Raw genomic sequence first — 25,452 nt, 5'->3', positions numbered from 1 at the left:
ATATAATAATTCTTCTTTTCATAAAACTTTTCTCCAAGCACCCGAAACGCGGGCGGAAAGCGTTCGGAGGAGCGTCACCGGAGATGCGTTTTCCACCCGAGCCGATACGGTCGATCCCAGCACGGCATCGGTATAATTGACGATACCGCGTATGCCGCAAAAAACAAGGCGCGAAGCAAGGGATGCGGCATCTTCGTTTTTCGATGTGAGGATCGCATATTCGATGCGTTCCGAAGCGACGACCGCTTCGATCCGCGATGCCGGATAGAGCGGAAACGCAGATCGGAGGATTTCCGTCCGGTTTACGTTCGGATCGAATCCCGCGACGATTTTATAGCCCGTGCCGTCGAATATCGCTTCGTCGAGGAGGGCGGCGCCGAGCCTGCCCAAACCGACGATGCAGCACTTCTTTTCGCTCGATGCGGGAGCGATTTCGAAAAAGCGCAAAATCGCATCGCAGAGGCAGCGCACGTCGTAACCGTTTGAAACGCCGCCGCAAAAACCGATCGACGCTATATCGTGCCTGATGAGTGCGGGACTCCAATGCACGAGAGATGCGAGCTCGACCGACGTAATGCGCGCTTTGTTCGTACGCGAAAGAAGTTCTGCCAAGAGCACGAGCCGCCGCTTCGACGGTTCAGAAACGCGCTTTTGCGGCGCGGCAAGCATTTCGTTCATCGCAATCCTCCCGATAGTAACGGATGTCAGGTTTTCCGGTCAACGGAAAATTCTGCCTTTTCCCTTGATTCGAAGTTGAAAAATCGAAAAAAAACGGAAAATCCGCATTTACTGTGAAATTTTTAACAGTAATTAAGAAAAAAGTAAAGGTGTGTACGGGAAAGAAAGACGATTCGAAAACGACAAAATATGTGACGGTGTAAAAGGCAAAATTATTGATCGGTCGAAAGCCGAGTTTGACCTAATTATTAATTTTATTCGTGCGGAGGGTTTAATACCCCGACGCTTGTGTCGTAACAAAGGGTATTAAAGCCGACTGCAACCACCTTACGAGAACACACAGTGCGAAACATTGAGCACTGTGCCCCGACGCTGGCGTCAGGATTGTTGATTTCGAGCGGCGAGACCTGCGGCTTTCGTAAATATTTTTTCCATATATTGCGCTTCGCCTTCCGAAAGCGCCGCGCGCGACAGTAGCGCCCGCCAAAAATGTTCCATATCGCACCTGCCCGTCACGCTGAAAAATCCGATTTTTTGCAAATTATCCGCGATGACCGAAACGGTTTCATCGATGCGTGAAAGCGGTAGCGGCGTATAGCCCGTTATGCCGCTTCTCTTTTCCCGAAACAGGGCATAGCAGATTATCTGAACGGCATGGGAAAGATTGAGAGAAGCGAAGTGTTCGCTTGACGGTATCGTAACACCGAGCGTGCATTCGGCAAGTTCTTCATCGGTAAGTCCCGTGCGCTCGTTGCCGAACACCGCCGCGACGGTACCCTGTGCGTCTGAGATATCGGCCGCTTTTACGGCGAATTCTTCCGGCAGTAAAAGTTTACCTTTTCTGTTTTTGCCGCGCCGTCGCGTCGTACCTGCCGAAAGCGTACAATCCGCCGTCGCATCCGCGATCGAATGAAAAAAGCGTGCGCCATCCCAAATATCCGTCGCATGGAGCGCAAGCGTGCGTACCGCCGCATCATCATAATCGTTTTTTTTGCCGACGATGCGGAGATCGGCGATATCGTTGTTTGCCAACGCTCTGCACGCGCTCCCGATATTGCGGCTTTCTTCGGGGCGCACGAGAACGATACATATTTTCCGTAAATCCATAAAATATCCTATTTCATATAAAGGCGGAGAACAAGGAAACGCTGTCGGCGAAACCTCAGTCAGCTTCGCGCGTCAGCGTAAACGTGCGGCCTTCAGCCGGATAGCACGCGTCGGGTGCGATGCGCACGGGCGCGAGTTCGAGCGTATGATAGTCGGTTTGGATTTCGGCAGGGCGGCGGGAAGAAGCGGGGATCGTCACCGTTTTAAAACGCATTTCATACGCGCTTGAAAGCAGCGGGGAGTTCAGAGACGAGCGGAACTGTACGACGTGTTTGCCCGCAACGGCGCCGGTCACATAGATACCTTCGTCGTATGCGTTGTCGCCCGAAACGGTATACGTCGTTTTCCCGAATGTGATGACGAGGCCGTTGTCGGTCTTCCACTTGGGCCATTTTGCAAACGCCGTTTCGTATTCGTCTTGCTGCCGGCTTTCGGACGCAAAGGACGCAAGCGCCGTCATCTTGCGATAGCTGCCGTCCCACAAATTATTTTCTTTGATGAGCATGCGCACGTCGTCGATGATATGGATGCGCACTTCGTCGATGCCTGCAAGCGAAATATCGCAGCGGCGCTGCATATTCGTAATCGATTTATTCGTCGTCGTAATGTAAATGCCGCTTCTGCGCAGATTGCTGTCTTCCCACGCGTACACTTCTTCGGTATCGTCATAGAGGAAAATCACTTCTTTTTGCGCGTGATCGAAAAAGAGATAGCGTATGCCGTCCTGCGAAGACGACGTCTTATACCACAGGCCGTCGAGAAAATCGGCAAAGGTTTCGACGGTACCGTCCTGAATGCGCGCGAGTTCGCGTGCGGCGACCCTGCTTCCCGTGACGCGTACTTGCCGCGTTTCGACGTACTTTTGTTCCCTTTCGTTCCAGCGATATTCGGTTTGGATTTGGCTCAAATTCGCATTTTCACCATCGCCGGGATCCTTTGCGGAACTGTATACCCACACCGGAAAACTTTCCCCTCGCGATTGCGAAAGCTCGTACGACATCGAACGGTCGTCCTGCTGAATAAAAATCGTGCCGTCGGATTCGAAATCGCCGATCTGCACAAGCTCGATTTTATTGCGCTCTTTGCGCATCATATAGATCGCCAAAACGCTCGTACCGTCGTCTTTGACGCCTTGATACACGAGAGCGTTTTGATGTTCGCCGAGCATGTCGATACCGGTATAGGAAAAAGTACGCGTGCGGGAAATCTCCGTCGCGATTTCCGCCGTGCGAAGGTATGCGTTCCGTTCGGTATCGTAGATGCCGACAATGAGCACGAGACCGGGCACACCTTCTTTGCGGACGGCAACGACCTGATCCTCTTTCATATCGTTATTCAAATCGATGGACAATGTGCTGATGAGCGTTTCATTGAGCGAAAGCGGTACGAACGAAGTCATAGCTTCGTTGTCGGTAGAGACGGCATCGCCGGACGATTGATTTTCGGCTTCTCCCGGAGCGACGGGTGTTACGATCCGCGCACGCGGAAGATGTTCGGACGATTCTCCGACAAAAACACGGGCGACGAAAATCAGCGCGATGACGAAAGCCGCGATCATAAACAGCACGGGGATCGCTTTGTTGAGTTTTCCGTTTTTCGATTTTGTACCGCGTCGGGCGGACGGAGCGGGTTTTGATGCCATAAGGCTACTATACAAAAAAAGGGGTTGTCTCAAAAGTCGGTTACTTTTCCGACAGCCCATCGAGTTTAAAATTAAGTCGTTATGTTGTCATGACTTAATTTTAAACATCGCATAGTACATTAAGGAAACTGTCCAAAAAACTGAAGTTTTTGGACAGCCCATTCGAAAAAATTTGAAAGCACCGCATCGTTTGCGGCACTTTCATTTTATCAATACATACCGCCCATGTCGGGAGACGGAGCTGCCGGCGGCGCTTTCGGCTCGGGGATATCGGTGATCGCGCATTCGGTCGTCAAAAGCGTACCCGCAATCGATGCCGCGTTCGTGAGCGCGGAACACGTAACCTTTGCAGGATCGATGATGCCCGCTTCGACGAGATTTTTCCATTCGTTTTTCGATGCATCGTAACCGACACCTTTCTTTTCGACTTTCGCTTTTTCCGCGACAACCGCACCGTCGACACCGGCGTTGTCCGCGATTTGGCGGATCGGTTCTTCGCACGAGCGCTTTACGATCTTAAAGCCGACTTTTTCATCTTCGCTGATTTCGGAAGGAATCGCTTCGAGCACTTTCGACGCTTCGAGCAGCGCAAGACCGCCGCCTGCAACGACGCCGCTTTCGAGAGCTGCGCGGGTCGCCGCGATCGTGTCTTCGACGCGGAATTTCTTTTCTTTCATTTCCGTTTCCGTCGTCGCGCCGACGTTGATGACCGCAACTCCGCCGGAAAGCTTTGCGAGGCGTTTTTGCAGCTGTTCTTTATCGTAGCTCGACGTCGTCTTTTCGATCTGCATTTTGATCTCTTCGATGCGTTCGTTGATGGCGCTCTTTTTGCCCGCGCCGCCGACGATCGTCGTATTGTCTTTGTCGATTTTGACGGTTTTCGCTTTGCCGAGCATATTGATTTCGGCGCTTTCGAGTTTGAGACCGACTTCTTCGGTGATCACTTGTCCGCCGGTCAAAATCGCGATGTCCTGCAGCATATCCTTTCGTCTGTCGCCGAAGCCGGGCGCTTTTACCGCGCAGCATTTGATCGTGCCGCGGATCGTGTTGAGTACGAGCGTCGTGAGCGCCTCTCCGTCGACGTCTTCAGCGATGATGATGAGCGCCTTTCCTTCGTTCGCGACTTTTTCGAGGATCGGGAGCAGGTCTTTCATCGTGGAGATTTTTTTGTCGTGGATCAAAACGTATGCATCGTCATAAGAGGCTTCCATGCGTTCGCGGTCGGTGACGAAATACGATGAAATATAACCGCGGTCGAATTCCATACCTTCTACCGTGTCGACCGTCGTGTCCATGTTTTTCGATTCTTCGACGGTGATGACGCCGTCTTTGCCGACTTTTGCGATCGCGTCGGCGAGCATTTTACCGATTTCGGTGTCGTTGTTTGCGGAAATCGTCGCGACGTGCGTGATGTCTTCCGCGCCTTTTACCTGCTTTGCATTTTTATTGACTTCATCGACGACGAGCTTGACGGCTTTGTCCATGCCGCGCTTTACTTCGATAGGGGTCATACCGGCCGCAACTGCTTTTACGCCTTCGCGGACCATCGCATAAGCGAGAACGGTCGCCGTCGTCGTGCCGTCGCCCGCATCGTCGTTCGTCTTCGATGCGACTTCGCGCACGAACTGAGCGCCCATGTTTTCATAGGGATCCTGCAGTTCGATCTCTTTTGCAACGGTAACGCCGTCTTTCGTGATAACAGGCGAACCGTATTTTTTGTCATACATAACCATACGGCCGCAGGGTCCGAGCGTCACTTTTACCGCTTTCGAAATCTGCTCAACTCCCGCAAGCAATTTTTTGCGGGCATCTTCATTGAATAACAACTGTTTAGCCATTTTAATGCAACTCCTTACTAAATCGTCTTTAATGCATCGTTTTTTTCGCAATTAAAGTGTATGCTGACTTATATTAAAGATATAAAAAATTTCTCAATATGGCAACAGGTTTTACGAAAAATCGATAAAAAAACCGCGTAAAATGATAAGATTCAGGCGATTTATATAGCGTGAAAAAGATATCGATATTATTCGCCCTTATCCTGCTCGGAGCGGGGATGGCGTCGTGCAAAAATCCGCTCGACAAAACGGAAGCGGTTACATTTTCGCTTCCTCCGTGGCCGCCCTACGAGTGCGCCGAATTCCCGCCGCTCGCCTATTGGGAAATACGGTACGCGGGCGGCGCGCAGGCGGACCGTGTCATTCGCCTTGAAGCGGGAGCGAAAACCGTAACGCTCGAAGCCGCAGCCGACCGTCCGCTCGCAGTGATTGCTCAGCCCGTAAGCCGGCACGGCGAAACGAACGCTTTATTTTTTAAGCCCGCGGGCTGCATCTGGCCGCACGAGGGAGAACTCAGCTGGGAAAGCGGTTTTGCAGCTTTTGTGTGTATGCGGCTCTACTCGCCGAGAGGCCGTACAAGCGGCGACTCGGAATCGGCAAACAACGGAAATACATCGGCAAAGCATCGCGCAACCGAAACGGCAAACGGCGCATACCTTGCAACATTCAATTGGAAAAAATTGTGTGACGCCCTTGCCGAAAAATCTGCCGACACGGAACGCCCTTACGATCCGTGGAAAGCGGATACGGAAGCCGTCTGCACGGCAATTGCGGAACATTCGTTCAGCATATCGCTCCTTTCGATGAAAAAAACGGCGCTTATTGCGATATCGGAGCTCGAACAAAAAGCGAAAGAAATCGGCATACCGCAATCGGGCGGTACGGAAACATCGCATACGCTTTTTATTCCGCAGTATATCCCGCTTTACCGCACGCAGCGCCGAACGGGAAAAACGCTTGTCAAAAAAACCGGCGTTACGAGCTGGCTCTACACGATTCAGAGCATCGCCGCCGTACGGTACGGCGCGGGCGGCTTTCCGGCACTTGCAATATCGGGCGTACCGCTATACACTGGGGAGCAATGAAATGCAGATACATAGCCGTACTGTGCGCCCTCCTCTCGCTCGCTTCGTGCAGTGGAAAAGATCGGCAAGCCCCGCTCTCTTCTTCGGACGCCGCTTCGGGAAAAAAAGCTCACACGTGGTATTGTTTTGACGGCGGAGCAATAAAAGAAATCGACGACGTAAGGCGCGCACCGATGCAGGCGGAAAAACCGTGGACGGAAGCCGTACGCATTTCATCGGCATCGAGCGCGCTCGGAAACGGAAACGAAACGCCCTGTGCATACGCCGTCGTCAACAGGCTCGGCATGATCGTCTTTACCGGCAGCACCTTCCGCTTGTATACGGACGCCGCAGTCTTTGCCGACAGAACGGCCGGCAATCTCGTATTCCAAAACGATACGCCGATTTTTTCTTTGTATAAAAGCACCTTTTTCAATGCATCGCTTGCAAATAACGCTACAGACGGCGTACACCACTTTCTCGTTCTCTTCGATACGGCGTCGAGCGTCTTTTATCCGCTCATCACGTGCACGGCTCTCGCCCTTCCCGCGGAATCCGAGATAACCGATTTCGTGTGGGACGGAAACGTTTTTGTATGTTCGGTAAAAAAATCGGAAGACGAAAAAAACGATTTTTCATATCTGTCCGTGCAGCCGAAAATCCCGCTCCTTTCGATTTCGCCTGCTTCGGCAAAAAGCAATCTCCTCATCTCCCAAACGGACGCCGATGCATACCGATCGCAGGCGACTCCGGTAGATATCGCGCTCGCCCCGGAACGTCTGCAGGAACTCGCATCGCTCATAGACGAAGATACGGCGTTTTTCGTCGAATGCCGGACGGCAGGCGGACACTCGCCGAGGCGCTACACGAATCAAAAACAAAACGACGATGCCTCACCGCTTTCGGCGAACGCGCTCATCGCCGACACCTATGCCTGCCTCATGTTCCGCGACGGTACGACATACGCAAGCGGCGCGCTCTACGGGCGGCATATCGTAAACGGCGGAAAACCCGTCGCATTCAGATTGCCGAAACTGCCCGAAGGCTATGCATACACGACCTTCGCCGTTTCCGGCACGACGATGTACGCAGCATGGGAAGAAAGCTCCTTTTACAAAACGGGCAAAAGCGGTTTTCTTTCCGTCGATTTGGAAGCGATCCTCTACGGAAGCGTTTCCGATGCAGCGCGGTAAACACTCGTATTTTCGGTGGATTTTTCGCAAAAAAGTTACGATAATAGAAGTATGAGTGATAATCAGACTTTTTTCGGCGCACTTGAAACGGCGATCGCGGAAAAAACGGAAAACTTAAATGCAAAAGTGCTGCCCGAAGTGCTTTCGAATTTTCAACTGCTCCATACCTGCGTCAAAAACATGTATACCATGCTCGTCCAGCGCGCGCTTATCAAGCCGGATCCGTACAAGCTTGAAAAAAAAATCACGGAGATCACACTGCCCGATGAATCGGCGTATATGGAAAACGAGCGCTCCATCGTCATGGGAACGCGCTTTTCCGACTACGAAAGCATGCTCGAATTCGTGTGCACGTATTATAAATTTTCGACCGACCGGCTCGATTTGGCGCAAACGAAACGCCTGCTCGATTTGGCGACCTGCATCGATTGGAGAGCATTTTCGGTCAACAGTTCGAAGGTGAACACGCGCGGGTTGGCGACTCTCGTAAACGAAGCGCACGTCCACGCCCCGCAAATGGTGCTGAGCCTCATAAGCGATTCGCTCAACAAAAGCAGTACGGCCGTTTCGGCGATTTATTCGGGCTTGACCGATTTGGTAAATTTCCAGCGCGAAGCGTATAAGTTTGAAGTCCGCAAAAAGGTACTCGAAAATCCCGCCTTCGATAAAACGACGCTCTCTTCGTTCAGCGCGGAACTCGCGGAAATCAAGCGACTCTTTCCGAAGCTGCTTCCAAAAAAACAATACTACAGCGAACTCATTCAAGAAATCGTCAAGGAAGATTGCGCGCAGGAACGCGAACAGCTGAAGATGCAGGCTCTCGCCCGTCTGCGTGTAGCGGAGACCGCCGTCCGCGAAGTAAAGCAAAAAGTCGACACGAGAGCCATGCTGCTCGACACTGTGCTCTCCCTTTCGGCGCTTGCGCCCCAGTACGAACAGGTCGCCGCAAAGGTCGATGCGAATCACGCCGTTCTCAGCTCCGAACACAACGGCTTTTTCGACAAATTAAAACGCGCACTCAGGCAGGCGTTCAATCTCAAAGCTCCTCCGGAAGAATACGAGCTCGTTATCGTAAATCAAAAAAACGAAGCGCGCACGACAAAAAAAATCGAATACCATACGTTTTTTGCGCTTCTCGTACGGAAGCAGCAGTTTTTGCAATCCTTCGCCGATACGCAAAGCGACGAGTTCCGAAAAATCGCGGCGGCACCGGAAGAAACGGTACTCGGTTTCGTCAATCGGCAGCTCACCGACAACAGAGAAATTCTTTTGCAGCTGAACGCGCTCGACGAATATTTCAAATCGCAAGCGTCCCCTGCGAACAAAGACAAAATCAAAGGGATGAAGATAGAACTCGTCACGATGAAAAACACGCTCGTCAAAACGAACCAAAAACGCGCCGAATACGTAGCCGTCGCCGAAGAAAAGATGCAGATGGAAAAATTGGGAATCAATGAAGATGCGCTTTGATTTTAATAATCCGAATATCGCGTCTCGAAAATATCATCAAAATAAAATCGGCTTTGCAAAGAAATGTATCGCTGCGCTTTTTGCCGCAATGCTCTGTACGGCTGCTCTCTTTCCGCAAACCCGCGACGACCCCGACACGAACCTTCCCGAAATCGACGGCGATTTTTTCGAAGCGGAAACGATCGACCCCGCGCTCCAGCATAATTTTACGATCATCGTTCCCGTGCACGAATACGATTTGAACCCGCACACGGCTTCCTACAGTTCCGAATCGCAGATACTCTCATCACTCTACGAAGGGCTTTTTTCCTACGACCCCGTAACGCTCGAACCGAAGAACGCTCTTGCAGTGCATTACCGCATTTCGAGAAGCAAAAAGCGCTGGACTTTTACGCTCCGCAAAAATGCGAAATTCAGCGACGGCTCGCCGATCACTGCGCAGGGCGTGTGCGATGCATGGCTCGACTTGCTCGCCGAACCGCGCGCGCCCTATTCGTCCATGCTCGACATCATCGAGGGAGCGGCCGCATATCGAATCGGAAAAGGCAAACGGGATGCGGTCGGCATACGCGCGCTTTCGGACACGACGCTCGTCGTAGAACTCGCCTCCCCTGCAGGATATTTGCCGCGTGTTTTGTGCCACAGCGCGTTCGTCGTCTGCAAAAAAGATACAAACGTTTCAAGCGGCGCATTTTTCCTGCAGCGGAACGCGAACGAAGAGATGATTTTAATAAAAAATAATAATTACTGGGATGCCGAACATACGCACATTGAGCGGATCGCTATCGTACAGAGCGACAACGCCGATGAAAACGCGTTTTTATTCAACACGGGAAGCGCCGACTGGATAGCGGGAAACGTCACCGTTCAAAAACTCCTCGACAAAGACAGCGTGCAGATCAACGCGGAGTTCGCAACGGAATATTTATTTTTCAAATGCCGAAAAAAGAGCGTGTGGAACAATCCCGATCTGCGAGCCGCCCTCCTCGAAGCCGTACCGTGGAATGAACTCCGCTCGCAAGCCTTCGTCAAAGCACCGACCCTCGTCTATCCGATAAATGGCTATCCGCAGGTCGAAGGCTTTGCGTATACAGATCCTGACGAAGGTGCATCTCTTATGAACGATGCGAAAAAAAAGGCGGGTATTCCGCAGGATAAAAGACTCCCGCTCGTGATCGCGATCCCCGACACCGAGTATATGAAAAAGCAGGCGAAGATTTTATCCGGCGCATGGAAAGCGCTCGGCATCGACGTCGAAGTACAAACTTCTCCGATAAACCGCTATCTCGAAAGCATTCCGTCGTGGAACGCCGACCTCTTTTCGTATACGTGGATCGGCGATTTTGCAGACCCGCTCGCATTCCTCGAACTCTTCCGATCGGCATCGACCCTCAACGTCGCCCGGTGGAAAAACGCCGAATACGACAAACTGCTCGGAGAAGCCGCGCTTTATACGGGTGACGAGCGTACAAAACTGCTCGCGCGGGCGGAACAGCTTTTGCTCGATTCGGGTGAAGTACTCCCCATATCGCATCCGGTGAGCCTCAACGTCATCGATTTGGAAACGACGGGCGGCTGGTCGTCGAATGCGTTCGACATTCACCCGTTCAAATATCTGTATAAAAAGCGAAAGACAGCTCCGCTCCCGAACATCGTCACGCGGTAAAAATCCGCTCGCTTCGTTTCGCACATCGAATTTTAAAATATCTTTTATACGGACGAAACGGTCGGAAGAATCCCGCCTTCCGCGGCTTGCTCACGCGCGGCCGCCTCTCTCGCGGCTCTCGCTTCGGCGGCTGCCTTCGGCACCGCTCCACGCGGGCGTAGACTTTTTCCCTAAAACTCACACATCCTGTGCGCTTTCCGCTCCGCGCGGCAGCTCCGGTTCAAAACCTGACGTATCGGCGATGTACCGTCGTCTGCTAAATAAAAAAGTCGTACCTGCTATGGTACGACTTTTCGCCCCCTGCAGGTTTTGCCCTCTACTCGCATGCTTCCTGCATGCTCGCTCCGGGCCGCCTCCGCCGCCTGCCGCGCACATCCTGTGCACTTTCCGCTCCGCGCGGCAGCTCCGGTTCAAAACCTGACGTATCGGCGATGCACCGTTGTTTGTTAAATAAAAAACAGCTGTCGGTTTATGACAGCTGTCCGCCCCCTGCAGGTTTTGAACCTGCGACACATGGATTAACAGTCCATTGCTCTACCAGCTGAGCTAAGGGAGCACGTTTTTTCAAACGTAGAGATTATAATAGTGAAACTTCCGTAAAAAGTCAATATGCCGATTATTTTCCGCACAGAATCAATTTTCAATGGGTATTTTCTAATGAGTAATGTGTAATGGGTAATGAGTTTCATACGGAGACACGATACGGCATGTGCCGTACATTGAGCGAAGTTCCCCGTGCCACTTGCAACGAGCACGGAGTGCGAAGTTCCCCGCGCGACTTGTAACGAGCGCGAAGCGCGAAGTTCCCCGCACAGGAAACGATGTTCCCGTTTATTTTTATAAAAAAGCGCGTAATTTATCATTTTGTAAACGATATATAGTTCAGCGGCTTCCTTGCCGCATTATCTCAATAACCGAAGGTACAGCTATGGAATATACCCATAAACCCGTCGACGAACTCTCCTTTACCGATGACTTTATGTTCGGCACGGTCATGAAAAATAGAATGATCTGTAAAGGCGTGATCGAGCGTCTTTTGCATATCAAAGTCGGTAAAATCGAATATCCCTCGCTGCAAAAGACGATAGCACCCTTTTACGAAAGTAAAGGCATACGCCTCGACGTCTATGTCTCAGACCCCGATCGCATCTTCGATATCGAAATACAAACATCGATCCCGCTTTCTCTTCCCAAACGCACGCGCTATTACCAAAGGGAACCTCTAAAAACTGCAGTTTTTAGAGGTAACTTTGAAAATGCGATGTTGTAACTCGCGATAATACAGCGAGTTACAACTCGTCAGCATCTCGAAAAAATCGCTAAAGGTGAGTTTTTCGAGATGCCCCAAAGCCTTATGGATGTCGATAACCTCTTGAGAGGACAAAGCTACGCGGAATTAAAAGAAAGCTACGTCATCTTTATCTGTACGCAGGATCCCTTCGGCAAAGGCTTACCCGTCTACGAGTTCCGCAACGTATGTACCGCCGACGGCACTCTTTTTCTTGATGACAAAAGCGTTAAGGTGTTTTATAATGTGGGTGCCTACGGTAAAGAAGATGAGCCTGAATTGAGCGCTTTGTTGGAGTATCTTTGCGAGAGGCGGGCGACGAGCGGTTTTACACGGCACATCGATGAGCTTGTCGAAAAAGCGAAACGGAACGAAAAGTTCAGGAGCCGGTATATGTCGTTGAATATTCATGAAGATGACTTACGCAGAGAAAGTTTACAGCTGGGTGAAAAGATCGGCTTTGAGCGGGGAATACGCAAAGGTCGACACGACGGTATCGCCGCGGGGTCGTATCAAAAAGCACGGGAAACGGCAAAACTGATGCAGAGAGAAAGCTGTTCTGTCGATTTTATACAGCGGATGACCGGTCTCTCGAAAGCGGAGATCGAAAAACTGTAATGGTATTTGCTGTAAAGCTCGACATCCGGCCTTTTAGGTAAAAATTGATTTCCGTATATTTTCTATCGATTATTTTCCGTTCCCGATGCGACCGTAATCGCGAATACGGCGACGCGCGGCATCGTTCCGGGATCCCGTCAAATCCTCCTGCAAGGGTCATATTCAGCCGGCCCTGAAGCCAGCCGAAAAGGAGCAGACCTATCGTCGACGGCACAAGCAGCTTGTGCGTCCGCGTGTGCACAAAATCGCGGATCGAATGCGTTTCAAGGTAACAGCGCGAACTTATTCCCGCGATGATAAAAAGCAAAATCATAAACCACGGATACAAAATATACAGCACGGTATCCTGCACCTGCGTTTCGGAAAACGGGCCGATGAGACGGTACGGCGGTATAACCGTGTTGTAAATAAAAATCACGTGATAGATGACGACCAGAGCGACCGTCAGCCTCCTGATGTTGTCCAAATAATGTCGTCGCATATAATTCACATCTTTGCAATTATTGTCGGCACAGTATAACCGCAGCGCTCGGGCAAGTCTATCGATCGAACATAACGGCATACGATTATTTTTATCGGCTTTCGTTGTGGACGGCGCCGTTTTGCCATCCCGCCCTGCGCGGCCCGCTCACGCTCGGCCGCTTCGTTCGCTCCGCTCTCTCCGCGTCTGCCTCCGGCACCGCTCCGACCGGGCGTATGCCGTATGTGATCCGCATACATCCTCGAGCACCGTCCCCGACGGCAGGGCTGCTGCCGGAAGTTCCGCCGTTCCTTAAAATTGCATGGCGAGTAAATCTTCAGATTTAGGAGCCGTGCAATTGGTGCGCGAGCGCGCACATGACGATATGCGAGTTTGCCGAAAGGCAAACCGCCGTTAAACGGAACGCGCCGTTTCAGCGTTTCGTTTAACCGTTCTTTTACATTACATAGTACTTTTTAATGTCCGCATTTCTGGAACCCTCGCTCTGCAAGACGCTCTGCAAGCGCATTTACAAAACTCGTCGTTCAAGCTATGATGTACACATACGTTATGGCAAAAGCAAAATCATCAGGCGGAAATTTCATTCAAAAAATACTCGCGTCCATTTTAGGTTCCGACGATCCTGAATACGAAAAAAAACGGCAGTTGAAAGCGATCGCAAAACGCCTTTCGAAATCGCATTATCGTTTTTATAAAGCGGGAAGCGGCGAAGTGCTGCCCGGCTTTGCAAAACTCCTGTATGAAATCTATAAAGCCGTAGCGCCCGCGCAGCTTTTATTTCAAAACATAAAAAATCAAAATGCGATGAAAGTCGCGATCATCGAATATTTCCTTTCCGACAATCAGCGCAAAATCGAAGAAGAGCTGACGCAGGAAGCGATCGCCGAAAAAAGCAAAACCATGCCTCTCCGCCAATTTTCCGCGTACATACAGCAGCGGCTCCAGGCGTTTATCGACGAATTCACTTTCGAGCGAACGACGATGATCGAACAGCGGTACAAAGAGTTGCTGTGCTTTAAAGATTTTTGTTCCTACGATTATTATTTTACGTTGAAAAAATTCAATGCATCGCTTGCCGAGCGCGATTTTTCCGTGCAGCCGCAATTCGAAAAGACGGACGGCAAATACCTCGCCGACGATATCAAAGATTTTACGACGCTCATGTGGAACATAACGGGAAATATCGATTGGGCACCCATGATAAAAATGCTCAAAGACATACGCGGTGTCGAACCCGTTCCGATCGGTGTATGGAAAAAGATCGTAACGAAGATGCAGCACATACAGGCGACGAACGTATTCGATATGACGGTGCAGCTGATCACGCAGGATCCCGACTACACGCCTATTTTAAACGATGTCTCGGCAAATATCGTCGAACCCTTTATTACCAAATTCAAAATCGAAACGACGGCTACGATAAAAAAACTCGAATCGGCGGCAACGAGCGGCAAAGTAAATGAACTGCTTGTAAAGCTCTTCAATACGACATCCGTCTCTTACCTGAAAAATTATATCGCCGAAAACAGCGCTCCGCTCGAAAAGAAAAAACTCAACGGCTATCTCTACTGCGACGCGCTCAATTACGTCAAAGGCTTTCTCATCGAATTTGTTAAAAAAGACATACGCGAATACTGCGACCTCGTCCTCGTGCGCGGCGCCTGGGTATCGACCCCCGTGTCGATGCCGATGTCGAACGCATACAACGATCTGCTCTCCTCATCCGAAGCGATCACGGCTTTCGATGCCGGTCTTGCCGAAGACGGAGAAGTCGGTATAAAAATCAAAACGCTGCTTCCGCGCACGCAGCACGCACCGGATGCGGCGGCGATCATAAACCGGCTCGTGGGCGAATCGAACGAACAGGCAAAGACGTACATCATAAAGTCGACGCGCAATCTCGTCGCCATCGGCAAGATGATAAAATGGCTCATCGACGACGAAAAGAAAAAATCGCCGGAAGTGATCACGAACTGGCGTGAAATCGAGCGCGCTTCCGACAAGCCGCCGTATGAAATCGGAGCGGCCGTCTATCAAAAAATCTATATATTTGCGACGCTCATGCAAACCTGCATGGGAGGCGCAGCGCAGTAAGGATCGCCATTACGCACTCATTCGCCCCCACAAACGCGTACCATCCGCCGCTTGAAAAAACTGCCGCACCGCACTCGCTGCGAACGCCGCAACAGCTTTTTGCGAAAGCGCTTTTACCGCTTCGCAGCCACTTTACGTGAAAGCGCCGTGCCGAGCATTTGAATCAATTCGACCATCAGCAAAATCACGATGACGGCGATCGCCATGATTTCCGAACGGAAGCGCTGGTAGCCGTAACGGATCGCCAAATCTCCGAGTCCGCCGCCGCCGATAGCCCCCGCCATCGCCGAATAACCGATCACGTTGATGACCGTCAGCGTCACGCCGTCGATGAGAGAAGGCAGCGCTTCGGGGATGAGCACTTTAAAGATGATCTGCATCGTCGTCGAACCCATCGCACGGGCGGCCTGCACGACGCCTTTGTCCACTTCTTTGAGCGCCGACTCGATGATGCGCGCGACGAAGGGAGCGGCCGCGATCGACAGGGGAACGATCGTCGCCTTTGTTCCGATACTCGTCCCGACGAGAACGCGGGAGAGCGGAAAGAGCACGATCATCAAAATGATAAACGGAAACGAACGGAGCGCGTTGACGATCCTCGTCAAAATCTGATACAGCGCCGGGCGCGGCCGGATCCCGGACTGCGGATCGCTCGTACACAAAAGGATGCCGAGCGGGAGACCGAGTAAAAGGCTGAACAGCGTCGAAAAGACGACCATGACAGCAGTCTGCGCCGCCGCATCGCGTACGAGGATTATTATTTTATCGATATTCATCCCTCATTCTCCTTCGACCGAAACGCCTTCACTTTTCAAATACGCGATCGCTTTTGCAACTTCATCGGCATCGCCTGCGATATCGGTTATAAGCGTGCCGACGCGGCTTGCCGAAAGTTTTTGTATGCCGCCCGCGCGTATGTTGAATTCGACGTTGAATTTCTGTGCCATGCGGCTCAGCACCGGTTCATCGGTAAGCGTGTCGATAAAACGCAAAACGTATTTACCTCCGCATTCCGACCAGCGCACGATGCCGCTTTCGGTACCCGCTTCTTTCGTCGGTGTCAAGTTCAGCAGAAAATCTTTCGTCACATCGCTCTTCGGATGCAAAAAGATATCGTTTACCCTGCCCTCTTCGACGACGCTGCCTTTGTCGATGACCGCAACATAACTGCATGCGTCGCGTACGACTTCCATCTGATGCGTGATCATCACGACGGTGAGATTCATTTGATTTTGTATTTTTCTTATTAAATTTAAAATCGATTCGGTCGTCTGGGGATCGAGCGCGCTCGTCGCTTCATCGCAAAAGAGGATGTCGGGCTTTGCCGCAAGCGCGCGTGCAATCGCAATGCGCTGCTTTTGTCCGCCGGAAAGCGTACTGATCGGAGCGTTTCGGCGGTCGGCCAAATCGACGATGGAAAGCATTTCCGTCACCCGCTCTTCGATTTCCGCTTTCGGCGTCCCGCATATTTCAAGCGGATAGGCGATATTCTGCCCCGCAGTGCGCGAGCTGAATAAATTGAAATTTTGAAATATCATGCCGATCCGCCGGCGCCGGGCAATGAGATCAGAAGTCGAAAGATCGTCGACACGTTTTTCGTCGTAAAACACTTCGCCCGAATCCGGTTTTTCGAGCAGGCTTATCAAACGCACGAGCGTCGATTTTCCCGCGCCGCTTTTTCCGATAATGCCGAAGATCGTATTCGACGGTATGGAAAGACTTATGCCGCGCACCGCATTGATTTCGGATCCGTGCGCACCGCCTTCATAAGTTTTAACAAGATTTTTTAAACGGATTTCCATCAGTGCGCCGCCTTTTGCTTCCGCGCGTCTCCGTCCGGGTACAAGCCTTCGACCATGTATTTTTCGGGGATCTTCGCAGGCTTACCGTTTTTGACGCTCGCCCACGTGACATCGGCTTCGACGCAGACTGTCCCGTCTTTTTTGCGCACGATTTGATGAAAGGTTCCCTGAATGACGCCGAGCTTTACCGGTTCGACATCGACGAACAATTCGTCGTCGAGAAAGGCCGACGCTTTATAATAGATGTCGATATGGGTGATATACAGATAGTAACCGTCCGCGACGAGATTTTTGTAATCGAAATCGATTTGATGCAGGTATTCCATTCTTCCGTATTCGAGGAAGTTCAAATAGACCGCATTGTTTACGTGACCGTACGCATCGCATTCATAGGTGCGCACGACAAGGGGTGCCGAATATTTCATGCCGACAGTATAAATAAAAACGGCACGCGCGACAACACATCGCAATACAATGTGTAATTGGTAATTAAGTCGGGCACAGGAGAATTACCAATTATCAATTAATAACGGAATCGACTAAGCGTTTGAACGATTCGTCTTGGGAAACGCCGTCAAGTGCGATGTCGGGCGCGATCGAAAATACGCCGTCCTTTCCTTCGATGATGACGTCATCGGAAACGGGCGAGAGGTTTTGTATCTTCGCTTCGTTCGAGGCAAACGATGTAAACGAAAAGGGAACGGCGCTTTTTTCGTTTTCAAACGGCAAAATATCCACCGCATCGGCAGCAGCATCACTGTCGCCCGCCGCATCCGTACGATTTGCCGCGTTTTCCCCGTCGACGAACGGCACCTCAGGCGGGGCATCGGCTTCGGCCGCATCGGAATTATATCCCTGCTTTTCTCCGCTTCGATTTTCATCGAGAAATAAAAAGTTCGGCGCGGAAACGACATCGAAATCGATCGGTTTGATTTCTTCATGAGCGACCGTATCGGTTTTCGGCTCGCCCAACTGCAGCGGTTCGGCAAAGATATCGGCATCCGGAGAAGGGACATCGCCCGCCGTTTCCATAAACGAATCGATATCGACCTCTTCCATCTCAAATGAGGGCTTCGCATCGGCTTTTGCAATCACGGCGGAATTTGCGCTTTCAGCCGGAGTGTCGGTTTTCGTTTCTGCGTCGTCGCCCATAAAAAAGTCGACATCTTCCGTTTGGTCTTTTTTGTCCGCACCGATTTCGGCGCTTTCATCCCGATGTGCATCACGCGCGTTTTCGACGGGAGCAGCCGAAGCTTCACTTTCCGCAGCGATTTCAGGTGCCGTATTTTCGGAAGCCGTATCTTTTTCCGCAGCGGACATATTTTCAAAAAAGACTTCTTCAGCTTCCGTCGCCGCGTTGACGATTTCTATATCCGCATCGGACAAACCGTCCGCGTTTTCTTTCGCCATGGGTATTTCACCGAAAAGATCGATCTTTTGCGCGGTATCGCTGTCGGCGTCTTCGGCAGCAGACATTTGTCCGCCTTCAAAGGGTTCTGCAGAATGACCGGACATATTTTCTGCAGGCGTATTTGCAGGCGATGCATGTACGGAAGACACATCCTTTTCGGCGGACTCGGTCGCGATCATATTATTAAAAAAGGATTCTTCGGCTTCGGTCGCCGCGTTGACCGCATCCGTGTTTGTTTCAAACGTTATGCCTTTTTCCGTGCTTTCCTGCGCAAGCGATATCTCTTTCGGCACCGCTTCCGTTGCAGACGGTACGGCGCTTTGCACTTGTATCGTACCGCTGCGCAAAATCTCTTCGAGCATTCTGCGGATCTCTTTTGAGTCCTGCAATGCGCTCGCAGCGTCCGCATTGGTTTTGACGTTCAGCGCGCCGATGATCTCGTCCCAGCTTTTATCGATGAGCGCATTGGTTTCTTTGCGATGCCGCCTTGCCCGCTTTCCGAGACTCTCTTTGATCGCTTCGGAAACTTCGGTTTTCCGCCCTGCGATTTTTTTGGAAACATCCGCCCAATTTATATTTTCTTTATTTTCAAAATATTCGTTGATGAGGGCAAGCTGAAAGCGCTTCACTCTGTCGCGTATGACGACCATATCGTCGCGGCGCAGATTGAAGAGCATAAAGATCGTGAGAAACAGCGTAATAAAAACGCACGCGAGCAAAAGAAACTGTACGGCAGGCGGCATGAGAAATATCGAATCTCGGTAAACGCCCGCGGCTTTGATAAAGCGGCTGCGGTTGCTTGAAATCAAAATCCAATACGATTCCTTTGCAGAGCCGCCGCTCGCGGGTATCGAAGCTATCTTATCGGGACCTGCAGAATTGTCGCGCCAGCGTGCAATCGTCTCCCGCTCGATATCGTCGTGTCCGACAGACGGCATACCGAACACGAATCCTCCGATCGCTCCGGTGGTATCGGAAATAAGATCGCTCGTATTCGCGACCGTCGTGAGATTCCGTTCGATAAGCGTACGGTTGAAATCCTGCGCGTTTACGTAAAAGATCATCGTACCGCGGTATACGTCGTAGGGATCGTAAAAGGGAAACGCAAGCAATATTCGATTGTCTTCCCCGTCGAATACGATGCGGTACCGCTGTCCTTCTTCGCTATCGGGTACCGACACTTTGAAAAACGCGAATTCGTCGTTGCCGAGCGGCGTGCGCAGTTCATCGTAATTTTTATATATGCGCATATTGTCGGTTTGTTTGAGTAAGTCCGACGAATAGGTACTGAAATGAACGCTGCGACCGTTTGCGTCGATGAGGCGAATGCCGTCAAGTCCGCTCGCTTCAGAAATAAGAGCGGCTGTCCTGCGTGCGCGCTGCTGCACATCGCTGTCCGACGGAGAAGTCAATGCATACGAAGAGACGGATCTGTCGGAGAGATATGCATTTTCTCCGCTATCGATTTGTTCGAGGAGCGTATTGATGTACGTATCGCCGTATTCCGCGACCGAATCGAGCTGCTTTCGAATATCGGCTATCTTAGCCGGTTCGTAAAACCGCGCTTCGATTTTGGAAAAAAGCCCCGCAAATGCCGCAACGACAAAGCAGGCAAATATGACGGCTGTCGTTAAAATACTTACGGCAATTTTCTGTCCTGAAGTCACTTCGTCCTGTCTCCTCTTACAGTATCGGCATAAAACGGATAAAAATACAGTGCCGTCCCCCCCCCTCGCACACAAAGTATCGCTTTTCGATTCGCTTTCAAAACCGGCAATTCGATCTTTTCAAAATACTTTCAAAACGGCGCGTTTATCCGTATAATGGCGCGATGGAAGAACTGCAAAAAGAAGCGGAGCGGAAAACCCGCTGCGTGCTCGTCGGAGAGCCGGGCAACAATCTTCGAGAACTCAAAAGCCTTATCGACACGCTCGGCATGGAAACCGTTTCGGCGATTACGCTTTCGCGACTTGAAGTGCAGCCGGCATACGGCATGGGCAAAGGCAAAGCCGAAGAAATCGCATCGGGTGCAAAAGAGTGCGAAGCGGACTGCATCGTCTTCGACTTTACTCTCGAACCGACGAAGCAGCGCAACTGGGAAAAGCTTTCGGGCTTGCCTTGTTTCGACAGGGAAGAAGTGATTTTACGCATCTTCGCGTCGCGCGCGCAAACGCATGAAGCGGTTTTGCAAGTCGAACTCGCCCGCCTCGAATATTCGCTGCCGCGTCTCGCGCACATGTACGGCGATTTGGCAAGGCAGAGAGGCGGCAATTACGGTGCAAAGGGTTCGGGAGAAACGCAGCTCGAACTTGATCAGCGCCAAGTGCGCGAAAAAATTTTCCGCGTCAAACGGGAACTCAAAAGCGTCGCCGCAGGGCGCGATACGCAGCGCAAGCGGAGGAACAAGGTTTCCGTTCCGTCGTGCGCGCTTGTCGGCTACACGAACGCCGGAAAATCAAGCCTCTTGAACGCGCTTACGGGAGCGGGCGTATTCGTCGAAAACAAATTGTTTGCGACGCTCGACCCGACGACACGGCGCATGCGGATAAAAGACGGGGGCGAGGTTTTGCTTACCGACACCGTCGGCTTTATCTCAAACCTTCCGCACACACTCGTCAATGCGTTCAAATCGACGCTCGAAGAAGCGGTGCGCGCCGATCTTTTGCTCATCGTCATAGACGCTTCGGATGTGAATGCGGAAAAGCAATACGAAACCGTATGCCGCGTACTCGGCGAAATAGGAGCGGTTGAAAACGAACGCCTCGTATTATTAAATAAAATCGACGCGCTCGAAAAAGACGGCGGAAGACTTGCCGAACTGCGCGCACAATTTCCCGACTCTCTGTCCGTAAGCGCAAAAGAAAAGACGGGCTTCGACGAACTCGGCGATAAAATCACCGGCGCTGTGTTCGGAAAACGCTGCAAATGCGTGCTGCCTCAGGACAAAAGCCCGCTCCTCGCCGACATACGCAAAGGCGGCCGCATCCTAAGCGAACAATGGCTCGAAGACGGCGTACACGTAACGGTATACGCGCGAGGAAAATCACTTGCGCTCATCGCGCCGTATCTGGTAGAGTAACGTATGCAATCGATTTTAAATCGCGTGCTCGTCCTCATCGCTTCCTTTTTGGCGGCGGCGATCGTTATCGGAACGCTCGTGTCGTTCGCATTGAAAAAAGCGCAGCCCGGAAAAAATATCCGCACTCCCGATCCGTCCCCGCTTGCCGTTTCATCGATGAGCACACCCGACAACACAAAGCTCGACGCCTTTACGGGTCTCGGAAGACTGCGCGCGGCGACAAAGCCCGATCCGAAAAAAGCGGCCGGCGGAACTCCCGTCGTCATCACGCCGTGGTTTTCCTATCCCGCAGGCGACAGGGCTTTTTACGAAGAGCTTTCGCAAAAAAGCACGATCATGAGAGCCGTCATCATGGAATATTTTTTGAAGTATACGGAAGACGAACTGCTCTCACGAGGTGAAGAAAAAATCAAAGCCGACTTGCTTGCAGCGCTCAACGAACGCCTTTCGCTCAACAAAATTCAAGCGATCTATTTTTCGGATTATCTTTTTATCGAATAGACGTCATCGACATAAGTCTTATATCTCCCGTACTCGCCGTGCCGGAAGCGGCAAAAGAAACGTAAACGCGCGACAGAGTCCGCGAAAAAATCAAGCGCGTTTTTGGAGATTCTTTTACTTGATTTTAAAATAATTCGCTGTGCGTGCCGACCCGTAAAGCGGTCAAAACTAAAATATCTTCTTCTTTATTTAAATTTCGTCGTATACTCAAACCGATATTTCATTCCGCCAGACTTTTCTTTGCTTCCTGCCACGAAGCAAACGGAACCCTGTATCCGTTTTTTATTTCATCGTGTATGACGTCCGCTTCTTTTATCGCCTGCAATGTTTCGTCGTTGCAGGTATCCAAGCGCACGTCGAACGGAAATCCGCCCGCTTGTATGGACTTTCGGAGAAAAACATTGATCGCCGTCGTTAAATTGAGACCGAGAGCATTATACAGAGACTCGCTTTGTTTTTTTATATCGGAGTCCATTTTTATACTGAAAGTAGACGTCATCGACATAGGTTTTATATCTCCCGTACTCGTTTATATATTAACTATACGGCTATCGCCCAGCAATTGCAAGAGGCTTTCGAGGAAAGTAACCGACTTTTGAAACAGCCCCTATCGCAGCAGGCCGAGCGGATTTACCGTCTTCCCGCCTTTAAAAACCGTAAAGTGCAAGTGCGGTCCCGTACTCAACCCCGTATTGCCGACACGGCCGATGCGCGTGTTCATGTCGACGTTTTGTCCGCGTACGACGGTCACCGCACTCATGTGACCGTAAAGCGTCCGATACCCCGAATGATGAGAGATGACGACGTAGTTGCCATAGGTTTCATTGTAGCCGACGGCAGCAACGCGGCCGGGGAGCGCCGCATACACCGATGTGCCGTGGGGAGCCGCCATATCTATGCCCGAATGAAACGAACGGGCACCGGTAAAAGGACTTTTCCGCCATCCGTAATACGACGAAAGCCAATAGCGTCCGTGCAGCGGACGCCTGAACAAGTCACCGTTGATTTCCTGCTTTGTAACCCAATCGAGCTCCGCATCGGGAACGAAAATCGTAACACCGGAATCCATCGCCGCAGTTTTGGAAAGCGAATTGGCAAGCGCACACTTGTCCGCGCTCACTTCGAATTTCGCAGCGATCGTTTCAGGCGTTTCACCGTTTTGCTTGACCGTATATAAAATGCCGGGCATTGACGGGATCTTCAAATACTGCCCGACCTGCAAAAGGCGCGATTGGCGGATGGCGTTTACGCTGATGATCGTATCCTGTGTTACGCCGAACGTATCGGCGATGATGCCGATCATATCGCCCGATTTGACGCGGTAAGTAAAATACGTAAGCTCCTTCGCCGCTCCTTCGCCGCCCGGAAGCAGCGCGGCAGCGGAAGCGATATCTTCATCCGAAGCAGAGGAATCGGTAATCGAAAGGACATCTTCTGAAAATTTCGGAACGCCCGGCGTTTCAAGCCCGCCGACGCCGTTTTCGGTACCTATGCCGCCCGCAAGAGCTGCAAGTCCGGCGCACACGGCGGCTCCGATACAAAATGCCGCAATACTGCGGAACACGAGCCTGCCGCCCTGCGACGGGATGAGCCTATACAATACATCGCGCAACTTTTTTATCATACTGTCCGCCGCTTTCAAACCGTGTATGAACATACTGTACCTCAAATCGCCGCAAATATCAATCGAGCGTCCGACTCTCCGCCGCATTTCCGGCAGCAAGCCTGCCCCTTGTGCGAAAAACTTCGCGCTCATTGCAAGTGCCGCGGCAGCTCGTCACTTTTTTCCGATACCGACAAGGTAAGTTTCAAACGATTCCGAACGACAGGCCGCAGGCTTAAACCCTTTCGCCGAATCGAACATGGCGCGCATCTTTTGCAGCAGCGCCTGTTGGCTGCCGTTTTGAAAAATCTTTACCGCCATATTGCCGCCGATTTTCAGCATCGACTCGGCATACCACAACGCCATATCGACCAGCTGCTCCGAGCGAGCCGTATCGACGATGCGGTTGCCCGTCGTAAGCGGGGCGGCATCGCTCACGACGATATCGTAGGGCCCGAGCGATCCTATCTTTTCTCTGACCGTTTTTTCATTCAAATCGCCCTGAATAAAGGTCAAATTATCGCCCTTGACGTTTTTTGCAAGCTCGTTCAAATCGCACGAAACGATATGCCCTTCCCCGTTAAACTTCCGCAGCAAAAACATCGTCCAGCTGCCCGGAGCCGCACCCAAATCGAGAGCGGTACAATTTTTCGGATTCGGAATAAAATCGAATTTTTCGTCGATCTCCCGCAGCTTGTACACCGACCGCGCGGGGTAGCCCTCGGAAAACGCTTTTTTCGACCAAAAATCCGGCTCCGCATAAGCCTTCGATCGTTTTGCAGACATATCATATTAATTTCGGCAAAAAAAGGATATTTCATGAGAGAGGGGACGGCACGTATCGGAAGATCCCGCCCTCCGTACTTCGGTAACCCTCATCCGCGCTTACGCGCGGACGCTGCGCGGTACTCCGGTCGGGCGTAGGCGTACTGTGAATACATCGCTTATTCGCAAAAAAACGATTTCGCTCCGTACAGACGACACAAATGTCAAGGACTTGAATGCTTATCTAAAAGACGCAAAACCTGCAACCGACCCTAATCAAATCAGACTTGAACATCCGGTACAGTTGCCCTGTCACACGTTCCCTTTTGCCGCATTCCGCTTGGCTGAAAATCTTTTCTAAAAAACTCCGAAATCGCACTATTTCCGCGATTTATATAGTGAATATTTTGCGGAGGTTTTATTATGGCAAAGCATAATCGGCGGTATAAAGATTCGGTATTCGTTGATCTCTTCAGTGAAGACAAAAACGCAAAAGCGAACTTCCTTTTACTCTACAACGCTTTGCACGGGACAAAGCTCGATGCATCGACCGAGCTTGAACCGCTCCGTCTCGAACAGGTGATGTACATGGCCTTTCGTAACGACGTGGCCTGCCTCGTCGACGGAAAGATCATCGTATTGATCGAACATCAGTCTACCGTTACTCATATCCGTCCAAATAGCGCCGGATATGAGTAACGTCGAGTTTGTCTTTCAGACAAACGTCGCATATCTATTGCTGTTTCTCATTACATTACGAAACAGCATAATTAATCGACTCGTAATTTTGAAAAATTACTCGCCGATTAATTCTAAGGAAATAAACGCCAATATGCCGATGCGCTTTTTGCAGTACGCCTCGCGTCTCTACGAACGCATCCAAAACCCTCGCGACCGCTATCTTCGCAGGCTGAAAAAGATACCCTCACCGGAATTTTATGTGTTCTACAACGGCGAAGAAGATTATCCTAAAAGCGCAACGCTCCGTCTTTCCGACGCCTTTATGACGACACCTGAAAAGCCTTGCCTCGAACTCCTATGTTTTTTGTCAAGCGGAAAAGTAAAACTTTTTAGATTTTCTTCCACACTTGACCGCTCCCCGTCCCTGTAATCCCTTGTTTTACACGTTTGCTCTAGCCCGCTTGTAAGACA

22 protein-coding genes, 1 tRNA gene and 2 pseudogenes are annotated in these 25,452 nt (G+C 51.1%); 11 read left to right on the top strand and 14 right to left on the bottom strand.

Annotated elements, in window-relative coordinates:
- Positions 1-18 precede the first annotated feature (18 nt).
- The 4 genes from JSQ97_RS10625 to groL form a co-directional block, all read right to left on the bottom strand.
- Positions 19-678, bottom strand: a complete 660-nt coding sequence (locus JSQ97_RS10625; protein WP_205076029.1) for a winged-helix domain-containing protein — start codon at positions 676-678, stop codon at positions 19-21.
- A gap of 378 nt (positions 679-1,056) precedes the next feature.
- Positions 1,057-1,785: an RNA methyltransferase gene (locus tag JSQ97_RS10620; RefSeq protein WP_205076028.1), complete on the bottom strand. Its 729-nt coding sequence runs from the start codon at positions 1,783-1,785 to the stop codon at positions 1,057-1,059.
- Positions 1,786-1,840: 55 nt separating this feature from the next.
- Entirely contained in the window at positions 1,841-3,427 is a 1,587-nt protein-coding gene (locus JSQ97_RS10615) for a pallilysin-related adhesin (protein ID WP_205076027.1), read from the bottom strand.
- Between the two features lie 209 nt (positions 3,428-3,636).
- Complete coding sequence (groL, locus tag JSQ97_RS10610) at positions 3,637-5,265, bottom strand: chaperonin GroEL (RefSeq protein WP_187385394.1); 1,629 nt, start codon at positions 5,263-5,265, stop codon at positions 3,637-3,639.
- A 170-nt stretch (positions 5,266-5,435) separates the two neighbouring features.
- On the opposite strand from groL, the gene JSQ97_RS10605 reads away from it, so the two are divergent.
- Genes JSQ97_RS10605 through JSQ97_RS10590 form a run of 4 tightly spaced genes read left to right on the top strand, consistent with a single transcriptional unit; the run spans position 5,436 to position 10,658 of the window.
- Entirely contained in the window at positions 5,436-6,350 is a 915-nt protein-coding gene (locus tag JSQ97_RS10605) for a hypothetical protein (RefSeq protein WP_205076026.1), read from the top strand.
- Positions 6,347-7,522: a DUF8086 family protein gene (locus tag JSQ97_RS10600; protein ID WP_205076025.1), complete on the top strand. Its 1,176-nt coding sequence runs from the start codon at positions 6,347-6,349 to the stop codon at positions 7,520-7,522. Before JSQ97_RS10605 ends, JSQ97_RS10600 begins: the two co-directional genes overlap by 4 nt.
- A gap of 51 nt (positions 7,523-7,573) precedes the next feature.
- On the top strand, positions 7,574-8,992 hold the full coding sequence (locus JSQ97_RS10595; protein WP_205076024.1) for a TP0584 family protein: 1,419 nt from the start codon (positions 7,574-7,576) through the stop codon (positions 8,990-8,992).
- Positions 8,976-10,658 (top strand): peptide ABC transporter substrate-binding protein, encoded by a 1,683-nt coding sequence (locus JSQ97_RS10590; protein ID WP_239447102.1) that lies wholly within the window; start codon positions 8,976-8,978, stop codon positions 10,656-10,658. The genes JSQ97_RS10595 and JSQ97_RS10590 overlap by 17 nt, the downstream gene beginning before the upstream one ends.
- 483 nt (positions 10,659-11,141) lie before the next feature.
- Here the strand turns inward: JSQ97_RS10590 and JSQ97_RS10585 are convergent.
- Positions 11,142-11,214 (bottom strand) — tRNA-Asn (locus JSQ97_RS10585).
- A 372-nt stretch (positions 11,215-11,586) separates the two neighbouring features.
- Here JSQ97_RS10585 and JSQ97_RS10580 point away from each other — a divergent pair.
- Both JSQ97_RS10580 and JSQ97_RS10575 read left to right on the top strand, forming a co-directional pair.
- A complete protein-coding gene (locus tag JSQ97_RS10580; protein WP_239447101.1) occupies positions 11,587-11,928 on the top strand; it encodes a PD-(D/E)XK nuclease family transposase in 342 nt (113 codons plus the stop codon).
- Between the two features lie 84 nt (positions 11,929-12,012).
- Positions 12,013-12,564 carry a hypothetical protein gene (locus JSQ97_RS10575; RefSeq protein ID WP_205076023.1) on the top strand — a complete coding sequence of 184 codons (552 nt, stop codon included), beginning with the start codon at positions 12,013-12,015 and terminating at the stop codon, positions 12,562-12,564.
- Here the strand turns inward: JSQ97_RS10575 and JSQ97_RS10570 are convergent.
- Positions 12,515-13,030, bottom strand: coding sequence for a hypothetical protein (locus JSQ97_RS10570; RefSeq protein ID WP_239447100.1), 516 nt, complete (start codon positions 13,028-13,030; stop codon positions 12,515-12,517). The genes JSQ97_RS10575 and JSQ97_RS10570 overlap by 50 nt on opposite strands.
- A gap of 106 nt (positions 13,031-13,136) precedes the next feature.
- Complete coding sequence (locus JSQ97_RS10565; RefSeq protein ID WP_205076022.1) at positions 13,137-13,280, bottom strand: hypothetical protein; 144 nt, start codon at positions 13,278-13,280, stop codon at positions 13,137-13,139.
- Positions 13,281-13,594: 314 nt separating this feature from the next.
- Here JSQ97_RS10565 and JSQ97_RS10560 point away from each other — a divergent pair, with 314 nt between their 5' ends.
- A complete protein-coding gene (locus JSQ97_RS10560) occupies positions 13,595-15,139 on the top strand; it encodes a DUF5312 family protein (protein WP_205076021.1) in 1,545 nt (514 codons plus the stop codon).
- Between the two features lie 113 nt (positions 15,140-15,252).
- On the opposite strand, the gene JSQ97_RS10555 is transcribed toward JSQ97_RS10560, so the two are convergent.
- From JSQ97_RS10555 to JSQ97_RS10540, 4 genes are all read right to left on the bottom strand, one after another.
- The gene (locus tag JSQ97_RS10555; RefSeq protein ID WP_205076020.1) at positions 15,253-15,915 is read right to left on the bottom strand and encodes a methionine ABC transporter permease; all 663 of its coding nucleotides are present in this window, start codon (positions 15,913-15,915) and stop codon (positions 15,253-15,255) included.
- Positions 15,916-15,918: 3 nt separating this feature from the next.
- Complete coding sequence (locus JSQ97_RS10550) at positions 15,919-16,941, bottom strand: methionine ABC transporter ATP-binding protein (RefSeq protein ID WP_205076019.1); 1,023 nt, start codon at positions 16,939-16,941, stop codon at positions 15,919-15,921.
- Positions 16,941-17,366, bottom strand: coding sequence for an acyl-CoA thioesterase (locus JSQ97_RS10545; protein WP_205076018.1), 426 nt, complete (start codon positions 17,364-17,366; stop codon positions 16,941-16,943). The genes JSQ97_RS10550 and JSQ97_RS10545 overlap by 1 nt, the downstream gene beginning before the upstream one ends.
- A 94-nt stretch (positions 17,367-17,460) precedes the next feature.
- Positions 17,461-20,019 carry a cache domain-containing protein gene (locus JSQ97_RS10540; RefSeq protein WP_205076017.1) on the bottom strand — a complete coding sequence of 853 codons (2,559 nt, stop codon included), beginning with the start codon at positions 20,017-20,019 and terminating at the stop codon, positions 17,461-17,463.
- 164 nt (positions 20,020-20,183) lie between these two features.
- Here JSQ97_RS10540 and hflX point away from each other — a divergent pair, with 164 nt between their 5' ends.
- Both hflX and JSQ97_RS10530 read left to right on the top strand, forming a co-directional pair.
- Positions 20,184-21,431: a GTPase HflX gene (gene hflX, locus JSQ97_RS10535; protein ID WP_205076016.1), complete on the top strand. Its 1,248-nt coding sequence runs from the start codon at positions 20,184-20,186 to the stop codon at positions 21,429-21,431.
- A gap of 3 nt (positions 21,432-21,434) precedes the next feature.
- Complete coding sequence (locus JSQ97_RS10530) at positions 21,435-21,932, top strand: flagellar basal body-associated FliL family protein (protein WP_205076015.1); 498 nt, start codon at positions 21,435-21,437, stop codon at positions 21,930-21,932.
- A 220-nt stretch (positions 21,933-22,152) separates the two neighbouring features.
- Here the strand turns inward: JSQ97_RS10530 and JSQ97_RS10525 are convergent, their stop codons facing one another.
- From JSQ97_RS10525 to JSQ97_RS10515, 3 genes are all read right to left on the bottom strand, one after another.
- Complete coding sequence (locus JSQ97_RS10525) at positions 22,153-22,431, bottom strand: type II toxin-antitoxin system RelB/DinJ family antitoxin (protein WP_255422740.1); 279 nt, start codon at positions 22,429-22,431, stop codon at positions 22,153-22,155.
- A 108-nt stretch (positions 22,432-22,539) separates the two neighbouring features.
- Entirely contained in the window at positions 22,540-23,556 is a 1,017-nt protein-coding gene (locus JSQ97_RS10520) for a M23 family metallopeptidase (RefSeq protein ID WP_239447096.1), read from the bottom strand.
- Between the two features lie 153 nt (positions 23,557-23,709).
- Positions 23,710-24,321: an SAM-dependent methyltransferase gene (locus JSQ97_RS10515; RefSeq protein WP_205076013.1), complete on the bottom strand. Its 612-nt coding sequence runs from the start codon at positions 24,319-24,321 to the stop codon at positions 23,710-23,712.
- A gap of 402 nt (positions 24,322-24,723) precedes the next feature.
- Here JSQ97_RS10515 and JSQ97_RS10510 point away from each other — a divergent pair.
- A pseudogene (locus JSQ97_RS10510) lies at positions 24,724-24,960 on the top strand (hypothetical protein); the annotation flags it as partial.
- Between the two features lie 160 nt (positions 24,961-25,120).
- Positions 25,121-25,339, top strand: a pseudogene (locus JSQ97_RS10505) (hypothetical protein); the annotation flags it as partial.
- Positions 25,340-25,452: the final 113 nt, after the last annotated feature.

The sequence above is a fragment of the Treponema sp. Marseille-Q4523 genome, from assembly GCF_016901105.1.
Taxonomy (GTDB): domain Bacteria; phylum Spirochaetota; class Spirochaetia; order Treponematales; family Treponemataceae; genus Treponema_D.
Note: the sequence above shows the minus strand (reverse complement) of the source record. Positions and strands in the feature narration are given on the sequence as shown.

Excerpts from the sequence above, each read along its gene's own strand:
- JSQ97_RS10555 (WP_205076020.1), bottom strand. The coding sequence starts at position 15,915 with ATGAATATCGATAAAATAATAATCCTCGTACGCGATGCGGCGGCGCAG.
- JSQ97_RS10525 (WP_255422740.1), bottom strand. The coding sequence starts at position 22,431 with ATGACGTCTACTTTCAGTATAAAAATGGACTCCGATATAAAAAAACAA.
- JSQ97_RS10520 (WP_239447096.1), bottom strand. The coding sequence starts at position 23,556 with ATGATAAAAAAGTTGCGCGATGTATTGTATAGGCTCATCCCGTCGCAG.
- JSQ97_RS10625 (WP_205076029.1), bottom strand. The coding sequence starts at position 678 with ATGAACGAAATGCTTGCCGCGCCGCAAAAGCGCGTTTCTGAACCGTCG.
- JSQ97_RS10620 (WP_205076028.1), bottom strand. The coding sequence starts at position 1,785 with ATGGATTTACGGAAAATATGTATCGTTCTCGTGCGCCCCGAAGAAAGC.
- JSQ97_RS10565 (WP_205076022.1), bottom strand. The coding sequence starts at position 13,280 with ATGCGGATCACATACGGCATACGCCCGGTCGGAGCGGTGCCGGAGGCA.
- JSQ97_RS10545 (WP_205076018.1), bottom strand. The coding sequence starts at position 17,366 with ATGAAATATTCGGCACCCCTTGTCGTGCGCACCTATGAATGCGATGCG.
- JSQ97_RS10615 (WP_205076027.1), bottom strand. The coding sequence starts at position 3,427 with ATGGCATCAAAACCCGCTCCGTCCGCCCGACGCGGTACAAAATCGAAA.
- JSQ97_RS10515 (WP_205076013.1), bottom strand. The coding sequence starts at position 24,321 with ATGTCTGCAAAACGATCGAAGGCTTATGCGGAGCCGGATTTTTGGTCG.
- hflX (WP_205076016.1), top strand. The coding sequence starts at position 20,184 with ATGGAAGAACTGCAAAAAGAAGCGGAGCGGAAAACCCGCTGCGTGCTC.
- JSQ97_RS10595 (WP_205076024.1), top strand. The coding sequence starts at position 7,574 with ATGAGTGATAATCAGACTTTTTTCGGCGCACTTGAAACGGCGATCGCG.
- JSQ97_RS10550 (WP_205076019.1), bottom strand. The coding sequence starts at position 16,941 with ATGGAAATCCGTTTAAAAAATCTTGTTAAAACTTATGAAGGCGGTGCG.
- JSQ97_RS10530 (WP_205076015.1), top strand. The coding sequence starts at position 21,435 with ATGCAATCGATTTTAAATCGCGTGCTCGTCCTCATCGCTTCCTTTTTG.
- JSQ97_RS10600 (WP_205076025.1), top strand. The coding sequence starts at position 6,347 with ATGAAATGCAGATACATAGCCGTACTGTGCGCCCTCCTCTCGCTCGCT.
- groL (WP_187385394.1), bottom strand. The coding sequence starts at position 5,265 with ATGGCTAAACAGTTGTTATTCAATGAAGATGCCCGCAAAAAATTGCTT.
- JSQ97_RS10580 (WP_239447101.1), top strand. The coding sequence starts at position 11,587 with ATGGAATATACCCATAAACCCGTCGACGAACTCTCCTTTACCGATGAC.
- JSQ97_RS10575 (WP_205076023.1), top strand. The coding sequence starts at position 12,013 with ATGGATGTCGATAACCTCTTGAGAGGACAAAGCTACGCGGAATTAAAA.
- JSQ97_RS10590 (WP_239447102.1), top strand. The coding sequence starts at position 8,976 with ATGAAGATGCGCTTTGATTTTAATAATCCGAATATCGCGTCTCGAAAA.
- JSQ97_RS10560 (WP_205076021.1), top strand. The coding sequence starts at position 13,595 with ATGGCAAAAGCAAAATCATCAGGCGGAAATTTCATTCAAAAAATACTC.